This is a genomic window from Flavobacterium chryseum (genome assembly GCF_004362015.1).
In the GTDB taxonomy this organism is placed as follows: Bacteria; Bacteroidota; Bacteroidia; order Flavobacteriales; family Flavobacteriaceae; genus Flavobacterium.
Genome location: NZ_SNWW01000012.1, coordinates 27,552 through 43,460, shown reverse-complemented (window position 1 = coordinate 43,460; position 15,909 = coordinate 27,552). Strand labels below are relative to the sequence as shown.

At 33.1% G+C, this 15,909-nt stretch carries 10 protein-coding genes; 6 read left to right on the top strand and 4 right to left on the bottom strand.

The features are described from left to right. Positions 1 to 88: 88 nt before the first annotated feature. Positions 89 to 1,531 (bottom strand): alpha-amylase, encoded by a 1,443-nt coding sequence (locus EV143_RS18915; RefSeq protein ID WP_133509507.1) that lies wholly within the window; start codon positions 1,529 to 1,531, stop codon positions 89 to 91. A gap of 520 nt (positions 1,532 to 2,051) precedes the next feature. Between EV143_RS18915 and EV143_RS18910 the strand changes: the two genes are divergently transcribed. From EV143_RS18910 to EV143_RS18890, 5 genes are all read left to right on the top strand, one after another. Next, positions 2,052 to 3,482 carry a peptidylprolyl isomerase gene (locus EV143_RS18910; RefSeq protein WP_133509506.1) on the top strand — a complete coding sequence of 477 codons (1,431 nt, stop codon included), beginning with the start codon at positions 2,052 to 2,054 and terminating at the stop codon, positions 3,480 to 3,482. 76 nt (positions 3,483 to 3,558) lie between these two features. Further along, a complete protein-coding gene (locus EV143_RS18905) occupies positions 3,559 to 4,512 on the top strand; it encodes an AAA family ATPase (protein WP_133509505.1) in 954 nt (317 codons plus the stop codon). A 434-nt stretch (positions 4,513 to 4,946) separates the two neighbouring features. Further along, on the top strand, positions 4,947 to 7,718 hold the full coding sequence (locus tag EV143_RS18900; protein ID WP_133509504.1) for a bifunctional aconitate hydratase 2/2-methylisocitrate dehydratase: 2,772 nt from the start codon (positions 4,947 to 4,949) through the stop codon (positions 7,716 to 7,718). Positions 7,719 to 7,851: 133 nt separating this feature from the next. Continuing rightward, entirely contained in the window at positions 7,852 to 10,116 is a 2,265-nt protein-coding gene (locus EV143_RS18895) for an aconitate hydratase (protein ID WP_133509503.1), read from the top strand. Between the two features lie 250 nt (positions 10,117 to 10,366). Continuing rightward, the gene (locus EV143_RS18890; protein ID WP_133509502.1) at positions 10,367 to 11,500 is read left to right on the top strand and encodes a C40 family peptidase; all 1,134 of its coding nucleotides are present in this window, start codon (positions 10,367 to 10,369) and stop codon (positions 11,498 to 11,500) included. A 2-nt stretch (positions 11,501 to 11,502) separates the two neighbouring features. Here EV143_RS18890 and EV143_RS18885 read toward each other — a convergent pair whose 3' ends face one another. The 3 genes from EV143_RS18885 to EV143_RS18875 all read right to left on the bottom strand — a co-directional run bounded on the left by EV143_RS18885 (position 11,503) and on the right by EV143_RS18875 (position 14,175). Further along, positions 11,503 to 11,889: a response regulator gene (locus EV143_RS18885; RefSeq protein ID WP_133509501.1), complete on the bottom strand. Its 387-nt coding sequence runs from the start codon at positions 11,887 to 11,889 to the stop codon at positions 11,503 to 11,505. Beyond that, positions 11,879 to 13,303, bottom strand: coding sequence for a sensor histidine kinase (locus EV143_RS18880; RefSeq protein WP_133509500.1), 1,425 nt, complete (start codon positions 13,301 to 13,303; stop codon positions 11,879 to 11,881). Before EV143_RS18880 ends, EV143_RS18885 begins: the two co-directional genes overlap by 11 nt. A gap of 425 nt (positions 13,304 to 13,728) precedes the next feature. Further along, on the bottom strand, positions 13,729 to 14,175 hold the full coding sequence (locus tag EV143_RS18875; protein WP_133509499.1) for a hypothetical protein: 447 nt from the start codon (positions 14,173 to 14,175) through the stop codon (positions 13,729 to 13,731). Between the two features lie 299 nt (positions 14,176 to 14,474). On the opposite strand from EV143_RS18875, the gene EV143_RS18870 reads away from it, so the two are divergent. Continuing rightward, positions 14,475 to 15,887: an APC family permease gene (locus tag EV143_RS18870; protein WP_133509498.1), complete on the top strand. Its 1,413-nt coding sequence runs from the start codon at positions 14,475 to 14,477 to the stop codon at positions 15,885 to 15,887. Positions 15,888 to 15,909 lie beyond the last annotated feature (22 nt).

Below are 15,909 nucleotides of genomic sequence, written 5' to 3'. Positions count from 1 at the left end.
TTTAGAAGTCTTTAGTGTGTAAAAGAAATGTTTCAAACAAAAAGTAAGGCTGTTCTAAAAGAACAGCCTTAAAATATCATTTTATATATTATTGATTAATTGACCAAACAGTATATCCTTTAGGCGGACATTGAATTTTAACCCATTTATCTGCCTGTGTAGTTGGGTACCAGGTAGAATTTCCGGTAAAATCTTTAATTTGAGTATTGGCCCAATTGGTTTCAACCCATCTTTCCTGCCATGAAGTCGAATTGTTGATATAAACCACTAATCCAGGATTTCCGTTGTATCCGTTTCTTCTTGCCACATATTCATCATTATCAGAATATAAGATTGATGTTGTACCAGTTGCTTTATTGTTGTGAATCCAGATAAGATTGTTCAATTTAGCTTTATCCAGCCATTCTTCGTAATCTCTGTAGAAAATCGTTGGATATCCTTCGTGAGTTAAAATATAAGAATAGGCCAATAATTTATTTGAAATTTCATCGGTATCATGATTCGTAACAAAAGTTACCGCTTTGTACGGATTTCTTTTCCACATCATATCATCATTTAATACTGCAAGATTATTTCCGTCAAAAGCATCATTCATTTTATAATAACATGCAAAATCAAATACAGAACTGTTTGCGTTATTTGCCCAGTCATTTAATATGTTTACATTCGAATCCCACAATTCTCCAACAGAAAATCCACCAACATTCGCATTCCACGCATTGACAACCCAAGCACCAAAACCTTTTACATAATCAAATCTCCAGCCATCAAATTTCATGGTGTTTTTATAATATTTACCAACTCCGTCAGCTCGTAGCCACAACCAGTCTTTTACATAAGGATCTGCATGACATAAATCAGGAAATCCTCCAAAAGAACCTTCATCATTATTACCAAAACTGTTTTTGTAAAAATTAGTGTAAGTACGTTTGAATTTTCCCGAAGCAACTCCATTAAAGTTAGTCCAGGTATTAGTTCCGGTAAACGGATTTGCTTCTGATTGTCCTCCACTATTGTGATTAATTACAATATCAGCGTACACTTTCATATTTTCAGTATGTGCTTTTGTTATTAAACTTACCAATTCAGTTTTTGATCCAAATCTGGTTTCAATAGTTCCGTTTTGGTTAAAATCTCCAAAATCAAAATAATCAGTAGGATCATATCCCATCGAAAAGGGACCATTTTGTGCTTTAGAAACGGGTGGGAGCCAAACAGAGCCAATTCCGGCGTTCGACCAGTCGGTTAGTTTAGTAGTAACAGTGTTCCACCAATTTCCTCCGGCGGGAACATCCCAATAAAAAGCTTGCATCATGACACCTCCTCCCGGATTGTCTACATATTTTCCGGTAAGAGATGATTTTGTTTCTCCTGTGCTAAAAGGTTTTCCGTCGTGATGTGTTACATTGATGATTTTAAATTGCTGGCTTTCAGATTTTACATCATTTTCACTCATTTCATTTTGAGAACATGAAAACAGTAGCGTTGTCGTAGCCAAAATGCAATACATTTTTGCATAAGAATTTTTCATAATAAAGATTTGGTTTAGGTTAGTAAAGTGTAATTGTTGAATAATGTTGTTATAAATATGATATATTCATAATTTTAACACCAATAAATTGCTAATTACATATCGAAAGTATGTAAAATTTGCTATGTTTTTATTTATAGGAAAATATTTATGTTACGAAAACGTTGTAGTGTTGAAAACTTTTTGTATTTCATATAAGAATACTTGCTTCTGTATTGTCAAAATACTTAACAACGAAAAGTTTTAAGCTTATGAAAAAGTGTGTGTAATTTTGATTAGAACTGAAATTGTTGCCTGAAAAACAGCTTATTACTAATACTGCTAAAAAGGTATCCTATAATTTTTTGTTAATAGTATTGCTGATAGTTGTATTATGTAATTGAATTGTTATTTTTGTTCGTTATAAGTTAAAACAAACAAGATCTTATATATTGAATATTTTCAGATTGATTTTGAAAATCATAATAGAGGATCAACAGCTTAAACAAAGGTCTAAGGCATTCAAATTAAATTTAAAATAATGTTATTAAAAAAATTACAGCTAAAAACAATTGATTACAGATTCGGGTTAACAATATGTTTTTTATTTTTTTTCAACTCAATTATTTCGGCACAAGAAATTATACCAGATGTTGTTGCTGAAAAGCCAATTGAAACTCCTTCAGGACAAAAGCAAAAAATTGATGGTATTATTGCTAATGTTGGAGATTATATTGTTTTAGATTCAGACATTGATAAAGGATATTTAGAAATTACAAGTCAGGGAGGTTCTACAAAAGATATTACCAGATGCCAAATGCTTGGTAAACTGTTAGAAGATAAATTATACGCGCATCAGGCGATTCAGGATAGTATTATTGTAAGTGATGCAGAGGTTAGATCTATGATGGATGAACGTTTGAATTACATGATTCAACAAGTTGGTGATATTAATAAAGTTGTAGCTTATTACAAGAAAAATTCTGTAGAGGAATTTAAAACTTATTTTGCAGATATATTAAAGGAGCAAAAATTAGCTTCAGAAATGCAAAAAAAGATTATTGATGCAGTTGAAATTACACCCGAAGAAGTTCGTAATTTCTTTAAAAAAATACCAAAAGAAGAATTGCCAACTTTTGGAGCTGAAATGGAAGTAGCGCAAATTGTAGTAGAGCCTAAAGTTTCTGAAGAAGACAAACAAAAAGTTAAAGATAGATTAAATGCTATTAGAAAAGACGTTTTAGAAGGATCAAGTTTTGCAACAAAAGCAGTTTTGTATTCTCAGGATCCGGGATCTGCACATAGTGGAGGTTATTATAAAATGACCAGAAAAACACCTTTTGTTAAAGAATTTAAAGATGTTGCTTTTAGTTTAGGTGAAGGTGAAATTTCTGAGCCATTTGAAACTAATTTTGGATATCATATTATTATGATTGATAAAATAAAAGGACAAGAAGTAGAATTGCGTCATATTTTGATAGCTCCAACTGTTTCTGAAACAGCTTTAAAAGATGCTAAAGAAAGAATTACTAATATTAGAAATAAGATAGTAAACAAAGAAATTACATTTGCTGAAGCAGCCAGAACAGAATCTGATGAAAAAGAAACAAGAACAAACGGTGGAACTTTAGTAAATCCTAATACACAAGATACTCGTTTTGAACTCACAAAAATGGATCCTACTTTGTATAGCCAGGTTTCTAATTTGAAAGATACTGAAGTTTCTCAGCCACTTTTAAATACAGATGATAAAGGTAAAAAAACATATAAATTGATTACCGTTACTAATAGAATTAACGAGCATACAGCAGATTATGCTCAAGATTATACTAAAATTAAAGAATTAGCATTAAAAGAAAAACAAATCAATGCAATTGCAAAATGGTTTGATGATAAAATTAAAGATACTTATATTAAAGTTATTGGAGAATACAGAGATTGTAAGTTTACAAACAATTGGTTGAAAAAATAATTTTATTAAATAAATAAAAGAGTTAGTTTTATGATTTCATAGAACTAACTCTTTTTAATTTTAAATACATTCATAAATGTCTGACGTAGCAGCGATTCATAACTTAGTTCAAAAACGTAACGAATTAAAAGCCGAAATAGCAAAAATCATTGTAGGCCAGGATGATGTTGTAGATCAAATATTGATTTGCATATTTTCTGGCGGACATGCCCTTTTAATTGGTGTACCAGGATTAGCAAAAACATTATTAATAAATACATTATCTCAGGCGTTGGGATTGGATTTTAAAAGAATACAGTTTACGCCGGATTTAATGCCTTCTGATATTTTAGGAAGTGAGATTTTAGATGAAAACAGAAAATTTAAATTTATAAAAGGACCGGTTTTCTCTAATATTATTTTGGCGGATGAGATTAACAGAACGCCACCTAAAACGCAAGCAGCTCTGCTTGAAGCCATGCAGGAACGTTCCGTAACAATTGCCGGAGAAAATCATAAATTAGATTTACCTTATTTCGTTCTGGCTACTCAAAATCCTATCGAGCAGGAAGGAACTTATCCTTTACCGGAAGCACAGTTAGACCGTTTCATGTTCGCTATAAAATTAGAATATCCAAGCTTTGAAGAAGAAGTGCTAGTTGTAAAACGTACTACATCTGATGCTAAAACAACAATAAATCCTTTATTTTCTGCACAAGAAATAATCGATTTCCAACATTTAATCCGCAGAATTCCTGTAGCAGACAATGTTATTGAATATGCTGTAACCTTGGTTAGCAAAACACGTCCGGACAATAGTTTGTCTAATGATTTTGTAAAAAATTATTTAGATTGGGGAGCAGGGCCAAGAGCTTCGCAAAACTTAATTTTAGCTGCAAAAGCTCATGCCGCTTTCAAAGGGAAATTCTCTCCGGATATTGAAGATGTAAAAGCAGTTGCAACCGGAATTTTACGTCACAGAATTATTAAAAATTATAAAGCAGATGCTGAAGGAATAACGGAAGAAATTATTATTCAGAAGTTGTTGTAAGTTTATTAAAATATTGAAAAGAAAGCCTAACATTTATTGTTAGGCTTTCTTGTTTAAATCGATATTGACGTTGTAAACTTATCTTTAATAAAGCTTTCTAAAATTCTATTTTGAGAATCATTAAAAAACGATGTTTTATGCTAACTATAACGATGTAAATTCTAATTTAGAAAGATTCTTTACTCAAAATAGCGTTAAAATAAGGTTTGTTTTTGAGAGCAAATTTCGACTTTGTTAAAGAAAAGATTTTAAAATGTTAAAAATTCATTTTTTTAATACAATATTGACATTTTGATAAAAACAAGCAGTGAAAATCGTTTTTTAACAATAATAATTTTTGAAAAGGCGACTTCTATTATATTTTTTTTAATTCTCAGCATTAATAACTAAATTTGCGAACAAAAAAATAAAAATACCTACAAAATACCTTTACTATGAATATTTATCAGGATTACATTCAAGAGATTGCAGATCGTAAAGAACAGGGACTTCATCCAAAACCAATTGATGGTGCTGAATTACTAAGCGATATCATTGAACAAATTAAAGATGTAAATAACGAATACAGAGAAGATTCTCTTAAATTCTTTATTTATAATGTTGTACCGGGAACTACGAGTGCTGCAGGTCTTAAAGCTAAATTTTTAAAAGAAATCATTCTTGGAGAATATGCAGTAAAAGAAATTACACCTGCTTTTGCTTTTGAGTTACTATCACACATGAAAGGCGGGCCTTCTATTGAAGTGCTTTTGGATTTAGCACTTGGCGAAGATTTTGTTATTGCCAAAGAAGCTGCAAATGTTCTTAAGACACAAGTTTATCTTTATGAGGCAGACACAGATCGCCTAAAAGAAGCTTTTAAAAATGAAAATGTAATTGCCAGAGAGATTCTTGAAAGTTATGCAAAGGCAGAATTTTTTACTTCATTGCCAGAGGTAGTTGAAGAAATTAAAGTTGTTACTTACATCGCTGGTGAGGGGGATATTTCGACTGACTTGTTATCTCCGGGTAATCAGGCGCACTCACGTTCTGACCGTGAACTTCATGGTAAATGCATGATTACTCCTGAAGCACAAGACGAAATCAAGATGCTGCAGGCACAATATCCAGATGCAAGTGTGATGTTAATTGCAGAAAAAGGTACAATGGGTGTAGGTTCTTCTAGAATGTCAGGTGTGAATAACGTGGCTCTTTGGACAGGAAAACAAGCAAGTCCATATGTTCCATTTATTAATATTGCACCAATTGTTGCGGGAACAAACGGTATTTCTCCAATTTTCCTAACAACTGTTGATGTTACTGGTGGTATTGGTTTAGATCTTAAAAACTGGGTAAAAAAGCTAGATGCAGATGGGAATGTTCTTAGAAATGAGAATAATGAGCCTATCTTAGAAGAAGCTTACTCTGTAGCAACTGGTACTGTGCTTACAATAAACACAAAAACTAAGAAGCTGTATAACGGAGATAAAGAATTAATTGATATCTCTAAGGCATTCACGCCTCAGAAAATGGAATTTATAAAAGCTGGTGGATCATATGCAATTGTATTTGGTAAAAAGCTTCAGACATTAGCAGCGAAAATTCTGGATATTGAAGCTCCTCTTGTATTTGCTCCATCAAAAGAAATTTCTATTGAAGGGCAAGGTCTTACAGCAGTAGAAAAAATCTTCAACAGAAACGCTGTTGGGATAACTCCGGGTAAAGTTTTACACGCAGGATCTGATGTTCGTGTAGAAGTTAATATAGTAGGTTCGCAAGATACGACTGGTCTTATGACTGCTCAGGAACTAGAATCTATGGCAGCTACAGTAATTTCTCCAATCGTTGATGGTGCTTACCAGTCAGGTTGTCACACAGCATCGGTATGGGATAAAAAAGCTCAGGCAAATATTCCAAAATTGATGAAATTTATGAATGACTTCGGATTGATCACAGCTCGTGATCCGAAAGCCATTTATCATTCAATGACAGATGTAATTCACAAAGTTCTAAACGATATTACAATAGACGAGTGGGCTATCATTATTGGTGGTGACTCTCATACAAGAATGTCAAAAGGTGTTGCTTTTGGTGCTGACTCAGGAACAGTTGCTCTTGCACTTGCTACCGGTGAAGCTTCAATGCCAATTCCAGAATCAGTAAAAGTAACATTTATTGGAGAGATGAAAGGTTATATGGACTTCCGTGATGTGGTTCATGCAACACAATCTCAAATGCTTAAAAAGTTTGGTGGTGAAAACGTATTCCAAGGAAGAATTATTGAAGTTCATCTTGGAACTCTTACTGCTGATCAGGCATTTACTTTTACGGATTGGACTGCAGAAATGAAAGCAAAAGCTTCTATCTGTATTTCTGAAGATGATACCTTGATTGATTCATTGGAGATTGCAAAAGGCAGAATCCAGATCATGATCGACAAAGGTATGGACAATCACAAACAAGTTCTTCAGGGATTGATCAATAAAGCAGATAAGAGAATTACTGAGATTAAATCAGCTGAGAAACCAGCATTAACTCCAGATGCAAACGCTAAGTATTATGCTGAAGTTGTTGTTGATCTTGAACAAATTGTTGAGCCAATGATTGCTGATCCGGATGTAAATAATGTTGATGTTTCTAAACGATATACTCACGATACCATCAGGCCTTTATCTTTTTATGGAGGAGAGAAAAAAGTAGATCTTGGATTTATTGGTTCTTGTATGGTTCACAAAGGCGATATGAAAATTTTGGCTCAAATGCTAAAAAATATAGAAGATTTACATGGTAAAGTTGAGTTTAAAGCCCCTCTTGTAGTAGCGCCACCAACTTACAACATTGTAGATGAACTTAAAGCTGAAGGTGATTGGGAAGTTTTACAAAGATATTCTGGTTTCGAATTTGACGATAATGCTCCTAAAGGTGCGGCACGTACAGAATACGAAAACATGTTGTACTTAGAGCGTCCTGGATGTAACCTTTGTATGGGGAATCAGGAAAAAGCAGCAAAAGGAGATACTGTAATGGCAACTTCTACGCGTCTTTTCCAAGGAAGAGTTGTAGAAGATACGGAAGGTAAAAAAGGAGAATCACTTCTTTCTTCTACACCAGTTGTTGTATTATCTACAATTCTAGGCAGAACTCCTACAATGAATGAATATATAGCTGCAGTAGAAGGCATTAGTCTGACTAAGTTTGCACCTTCTAGTAAACAGTTAGTAATGTAATAATATACGATTAGTTATAATCATTATATATAAAAAGCCCGAGTCATAAACTCGGGCTTTTTCTTTTCTGGCTACTCTATTTTTTGTACCTTGTGATGTTCAAAATAAAATAAACAAAAACAATTATATACTTATGGCTTTTGATATTGAAATGATTAAAAAAGTGTATGAGAACATGCCGGATCGTGTTGATAAAGCACGCGAGATTGTTGGTCGTCCACTTACTTTAACGGAGAAAATTTTGTACAATCACCTTTGGGATGGAGATCCGACAAAGGCGTTTGGAAGAGGAGTTGATTATGTTGATTTTGCACCGGATCGTGTTGCATGTCAGGATGCAACAGCTCAAATGGCATTATTACAATTTATGCACGCTGGTAAATCAAAAGTAGCAGTTCCTACAACGGTTCACTGCGATCACTTGATTCAGGCAAAAGTAGATGCTGTAACCGATTTGGCCAGGGCAAAAACACAAAGTAACGAAGTTTTCGATTTTTTATCGTCAGTTTCAAATAAATACGGAATTGGTTTCTGGAAACCAGGCGCCGGAATTATTCATCAGGTAGTACTTGAAAATTATGCTTTCCCCGGCGGAATGATGATTGGTACCGATTCTCACACTGTAAATGCAGGTGGTTTAGGAATGGTAGCAATTGGTGTTGGTGGAGCTGATGCTGTAGACGTTATGTCTGGTATGGCTTGGGAACTTAAATTTCCTAAATTAATTGGAGTTAAACTAACTGGTAAATTATCAGGATGGACTGCTCCTAAAGATGTTATTCTTAAAGTTGCCGGTATTCTTACTGTAAAAGGTGGTACTGGAGCAATTGTTGAATATTTTGGTGAAGGTGCAACTTCTATGTCTTGTACAGGAAAAGGTACTATTTGTAACATGGGAGCTGAAATTGGAGCAACAACTTCAACTTTTGGTTATGATGATTCTATGAGTCGTTACCTGCGTTCTACAAACAGAGCCGATGTTGCTGATGCTGCAGATAAAGTAGCTTCTTACTTAACTGGAGACCCGGAAGTTTATGCTAACCCGGAACAATATTTTGATCAGGTGATCGAAATCAATTTATCAGAATTAGAGCCACACCTAAATGGACCTTTTACTCCGGATTTAGCGACTCCAATTTCTAAAATGAAAGAAGAAGCGATCAAAAATAACTGGCCATTACAAATTCAGGTTGGTTTAATTGGTTCATGTACAAACTCTTCTTACGAAGATATTGCTCGTGCAGCTTCTTTAGCCAGACAAGTAAGTGCTAAAAACTTAAAAACTAAATCTCAGTTCACCATTACTCCAGGTTCTGAAGTAGTGCGTTATACAATTGAAAGAGATGGATTTATTGATACTTTCGAAAAAATTGGCGCTACCGTTTTTGCTAATGCCTGCGGACCATGTATTGGTATGTGGGACAGAGAAGGTGCAGAGAAAGAAGAAAGAAACACTATCGTTCACTCTTTCAACCGTAACTTCTCAAAACGTGCAGATGGTAATCCAAATACTTTAGCTTTCGTAGGTTCGCCAGAATTGGTTACCGCTATGGCTATTGCGGGAGATCTTGGATTCAACCCATTAACAGATACTTTAATTAATGAAGATGGGGAAGAAGTAAGACTTGATGCTCCAACAGGAGACGAATTGCCTCCAAAAGGTTTTGATGCCGAAGATCCAGGTTTCCAGGCTCCGGCTGAAGACGGTTCAGGAGTTCAGGTTGCTGTAGATCCTGCATCAGAGCGATTACAATTATTAGCTCCGTTTGATGCCTGGGATGGTAAAAATATTACCGGTGCTAAATTGTTAATCAAAGCATTCGGAAAATGTACTACTGACCATATTTCTATGGCTGGACCATGGTTACGTTTCCGCGGACATTTAGATAACATTTCTAACAATATGTTGATTGGTGCAGTAAATGCATTCAACCAAAAAACAAACTCTGTTAAAAATCAATTAACCGGAACTTATGATGCAGTTCCTGCTGTAGCTCGTGCTTACAAAGCAGCCGGAGTTCCATCTATTGTTGTGGGAGATCACAATTATGGTGAAGGTTCTTCTCGTGAGCATGCCGCAATGGAACCGCGTTTCTTAGGAGTTAAAGCGGTTTTAGTAAAATCTTTTGCGCGTATCCACGAAACAAACCTTAAAAAACAAGGTCTTTTAGGATTAACTTTCGCTAACGAAGCTGATTACGATAAAATCCAGGAAAACGATACAATTAACTTTACAGATTTAACTGAGTTCACTCCAGGAAAACCATTAACATTAGAGTTCGTTCACGCAGATGGTTCTAAAGATATTATCTTGGCAAATCATACTTATAACGCTGGTCAAATTGGTTGGTTCGTTGCAGGTTCAGCATTAAATTTAATTGCTGCCGGAAAAGCTTAAATTTTTAAAATTTAGTTAAAATAAAAAAACGTTCTGTGAAAACAGAGCGTTTTTTATTTTAAAGTTATATATTTGTAAGTTTTTTATTATGTATTAATGTTTTGAAATATTGAAGAGTAGAAATTAGTTGTTAAAAAAAGTGTTTTTTTTACATAAAAAAGTTAAATTCGCTCCATCAGTAATCAAATTTGTCTCTTTAGATGTTATGTTGTTGATTGTAAAGAGATAATGAAAATAATTCCCCCAAATTATGATTTATAGATTAGTCGTCATGTTGTTGTTTTTTAGTTGTAGTGTTTTTTCGCAGGAAAAATATATAAAACATACCATTTCTAAAGGTGAGAATATCACAGTAATTGCAAAAAAATACGGAGTAAAACCCAAAGCAATTATAGAAGCAAATCCTAATGCTCCTAAAATTTTAAAACTAAATTCAGTTTTATTAATTCCAAATACAAATCAAGCCAATACAAAAGTAGTAGCAGTAAGTGAAACAGTTGTAAATAATAATCCTGGTGCACACGAGGTTTTAGCTAAAGAAACATTGTGGGGAATCTCAAAGAAATATAATGTTTCGGTAGAGGATTTAAAAAAGGCCAATCCACTTCTGGAAACAGAAGGTTTGAAAGTAGGGCAGCAAATTGCTATTCCATCAAACGCAGTTGCAATAACGGAAAAACCAATTGAGAATAATCAAATATCTAATGAAGTAGAAGTTGTCGTAGAGGTTTTGCCTAAAGAAACCAAATATGCCATTGCAAAAAGATACGGAATAACAGTTGTAGAATTAGAAAAACAAAACCCATTCATAAAAGGTCAATTGCCTGTAGGATATGTTCTAAAAATTCGAACGACAAAAGAAAAGGCCGATGCAGCAGCTTCTGCCACAAGTCAGGAAATAAAAGATCCAATGTTAACGGCGGAAACAGCTATTGCCGATGCTTCTGTAAAAAAAGATTCAACAAGTACAAATACAATAATAAAAGTTAGTAATCACTCTGATTTGGTTAATCAGTTAATTGTAAATGCAACTGAAAATATTGGTACAAGATACCGATCAGGAGGAACTACAAAAGCAGGTTTTGATTGCTCAGGTTTAATGATTTCGACTTTTAGCAGTTTTGATATTAAGTTGCCCAGAAGCTCGATAGAACAATCGAGAATGGGAATGGTAGTTACAAGTGATGAAGCTCAAAAAGGAGATTTAATTTTCTTTAAAACTAACGGAAGGAATCAAATTAATCATGTTGGAATGGTGGTCGAAGTAGTTGATGGAGAAATTAAATTTGTGCATTCCTCAACTCACGGTGGTGTTATGATTTCTTCAACAAAAGAAGCTTACTATCAACGAGCTTTTTCGCAAGTAAATCGCGTGGTTCAATAACATTAACTAAGATATATTTTCTTTTTAAACTCTTCAATTGGAAGTGGTTTGCTTAAAAAATCTGTCACATAATTATTGTCTTCAATTTGTTTAATTTCATCCGCATCCAAAGTAGATGAAAGGACATAAATGTGAATTTCTTTTTTAAATTCCTCGCTTAGCTTATCATATTCAGACAAGAATCCAAAACCATTCATTATTGGCATTTGAATATCCAATAAGATAATCAATGATTTTAAATTTTGATGATTGTAAAGCCACTGAATGCCTTCTTCGCCATTATTAGCAATAATTAAGTCAGCATCAAGAGTTTTTTTTATAAGTTGTTTAGTAACAAGCTGGTCTATCAGGTTATCATCAATTAATAAAAATACAGGTTTAAATTCCATTTGCGCTTGGTATTGTTACAATAAATTTACTTCCAATGTTATTTTCTGAAGACATATAAATATTTCCCCTAATATTTTCAACCGCTTCTTTTACGATATAAAGTCCTAATCCTGATCCTTTATTTTTGTTTGTTCCAAAGTACATTTCAAAAATATGTTCTTTAAACTCGTCTTTAATTCCAATTCCGTTGTCTGATATTTCAATTTTGTTTAAACCATCAACGATATAAGTTTTAATCGAGATAATCATTTCTTGTTTGCTATTATCAGCATATTTTATAGCATTTGAAAGTAAATTAGAGATAATGATTTTTAAGCGTAAACTGTCGCTCTCAATTTCATCAACCAATAACTCTTTTGTAATAGCAATTTGATTGGCATTTTCGAAATGCATAAGCTGTGCAATGGCCTCGTCAAAAAGTTCCCGCAGACTCACAGGTTCCATAATGATCTGTTTTCGTTTGTTTTTAGAATAATCTATGATGTCGCTAATAAACTGATCTTGTCTGGCCAGGCTCGTATACATTAGTTTTAAATATTCTCTAATCTGACATACATTTTCTTCTGATTGTGTAATTTCTATTAAGCCTTTTAAAGAAGTTATCGGGGATCTTAAATCGTGCGAAGCACTATAGACAAAACGATCAAGTTCATGATTTACCAATACTAAATTTTCGTTTTTAACCTCGATTTCTTTTTTAGAAACAATTAATCGTTTTACCATTATAGAATAGTAAAGACAAACGCTGCAGACAATGATCAGCGTAAAAAGAACATTTGTAAAAACGAGCAAGTCTTTTATTTTCCGTGTTCCTTCACCAAGTGTGTTCGAAAAATTGCGTTCGTTAATGGTAAGTTTGTCACTGATGACACTAATTTCATGAAGAAAATTTTGCTGATCAGTAACAGTCAATATTTTGTGTTTTATTTTGGCATCGATTTGTTGTCCTATAATGAAAAGTTTAAAAATTAATTTATCGCCTTGTTCCCATTCGTGAATTGCTTTTGCTAAAAAAGATACCTTTTTGAAATTGACAAACAACCAAACAAGATCATCTAAATCCTCCGGATGATTTCTACCTACAAGCAATGCTTTTCTGGCTACTTCATTATCGCCCACTTTTAACAAAGTCATTCGGGCAGTACCATCGCCTTGAGGAACTTTTAATTCTTCTAAATACAGTTTCCACTGATTTGGATCCTGAGTGTATAAATAAGTAATTAAATGCCGTGAAGCATCTTTTTGACCTTTCGAATAATGTGATTCGCCATTTATGTAAGCTCTATTTGCAGATAAAGTTTTGATGGTAAAAAAATTGATACAAATTAATAATGCACAAGAAAAAAATACAATTAGCAGAAGAATGAAAACGTTTGGAAAACGAAGTTTCTTAAAAGCTTTGAACTTAAACATAACTTCTGAATTTGTAGGTTAATAATTGATCTCAACTTTTGCAAAGATGTTTTCAGTAATAATCTACAGGGCATGAGTATTGTCTGAAAATTAAACAAATGTTAATTATATTTTCTAAATTTTAACATTGTTTTGATACTTTATACAAATTTAATAAAAAAATAATACGGTTTTACAAATGATGCTTTTTTTCTTGTTAAATTTTTTAAACATTTTTTATTGTTTAATTTACTGAAATAGAGTAAATTATGTTTCGAGGCGGAGTATTTTTTTAATTTTAGAGTGTAATAAATAAATGTAAACAATATATTCATTTCGTTTCATGAGAAAAAAGAAATGAAAATAAGTGAATTTTGTTTAACTATTCAGAAGAAATGAATAGATTAAAGTTGTTATTGAGATTTTATTATAGTCTTTATTGTCCTTTATTGTCCTTTTTTATATTCCTCGATATCTTCAGATCCATCTTCAAAAGATTGGATTATATATAATATTTGATTATTTTCTCGAAAACTAATTTTTTCATCATATTCAGAATCTCTCCATCTTCCATCAATATTTGCCCAAATTATTTTATTACCGGTAAATTTTATTTTGTAATCAAATTTTTTATTGTCTGACTTCCTAGTATACGATACATAATACAAATTACCATTTTTTATTACTTTAATTATTTTTGGAGATTGTCCCATAATTGATGCCATTGTATATTTGGCAATTTCTTCGTAAGTAAAAGTCTTTAAAGTGTTTTCTTTCGCTATATTTATTTCTTGGATTTGAAGCTGTTCTTTTACTACAACTTTATTTTCTACTTTTTGATTGCAGCTAAAGAATAAAATAGCGATAATTAAAGAAGGTATAATTGATTTCATAATCTTTGGTTTAGTTTATATATTTTATAAATAATAAGAAATTTTAATTACTCAAATTTAAAGGAATGGAATCAATAATTTTATGGAAAACCATAACACAATTATTTCTTATGAAAACGGAATTGCGTGAGGGATAGAGGCGGTATCCTTTTATTAGCGAAGCGCCGTAAAAGATATAGCCGAAAGCCCGACCCAGAGGGACACGCCCAAAAAAGATAAAATCAATAGCTAAAATCTAATGATCGAATTAAAAAATTTCAGAAAAAAGTATATCTTTAACCAACCCAAAAACTAAAATAATGCAAGAAAACGATCAGGAAAATTTTAAAAGAGAACTCGGATTACTAGACGGAACCATGCTTGTAGTTGGTTCTATGATTGGATCGGGAATATTTATCGTAAGTGCCGATATTGCCAGACAAGTAGGATCTGCAGGATGGCTAACTTTAATTTGGCTTATCTCAGGATTAATTACCATTATTGCCGCCGTAAGTTATGGCGAATTGAGTGCGATGTTCCCTAAAGCTGGAGGACAATATGTGTACCTGAAAGAAGCCTACAACAAACTAATTGCTTTTTTATACGGCTGGAGCTTTTTTGCCGTGATTCAAACCGGAACTATCGCTGCCGTTGGTGTAGCTTTTTCTAAGTTTGCAGCTTATATTTATGAACCTTTAAGTGATGAAAATATATTGTTTGAGTTAGGTGCTTTTAAGCTAAATGCTGCTCAAATTGTTTCGATTTTTACGATTGTTTTACTGACTTATATTAATAGTCGTGGAGTAAAAAACAGTAAAATTCTACAGACTGTTTTAACGATTATCAAAATATTATCATTGTTGGGTTTAATCGTTTTCGGATTAACATTGGCTGCAAAAGCTTCGGTTTGGGATGCTAACTGGGCAGATGCCTGGACAACACGTTCATACAACGCCGAAAATGGTTCGTGGTTACCCATTAGCGGAACGGCTTTGATTACCGGAATTTCTGCCGCAATGGTAGGATCGTTATTCTCAAGTGATGCCTGGAACGGAGTTACTTTTATTGCTGGTGAAATTAAAAACCCAAAACGTAATGTTGGTTTTAGTTTATTTCTTGGAACTTTCATTGTAACGATTATTTATGTTTTAACCAATATCATGTATTTGGCTGTCATTCCTTTAAATGAAATTGCAACTGCAAAATCAGATAGAGTAGCAGTGGTTGCTTCACAATATATTTTTGGAGATATCGGAACTTTGATTATTGCAATCACCATTATGATTTCGACTTTTGCCTGCAACAACGGACTAATCATGGCAGGTGCAAGAGTATATTATACAATGGCAAAAGATGGTTTGTTCTTTAAAAAAGCGGCCATTCTTAACGAATCTAGCGTTCCGGCTTGGGCATTATGGGCGCAATGTATTTGGGCTTCGGCTTTGTGCCTGACAGGAAAATATGGTGATTTATTAGATTTCGTAATCATTATCGTTTTGATTTTTTACATTTTAACAATCTACGGAATCTTCATTTTACGTAAAAAAATGCCAGATGTAGAAAGACCATATAAAGCATTCGGATATCCATTTTTACCATTATTATACATCGTAATCGCATCAGCAATTTGTATTTCATTACTTATCACGAAATTTTCAACTTGTGGTTGGGGAATCTTAATTATGTTAATTGGAATTCCGGTTTATTACGTAACAAAACCGAAAGAAGTTTAGAAAAAGTACTGAGATTCTAAGT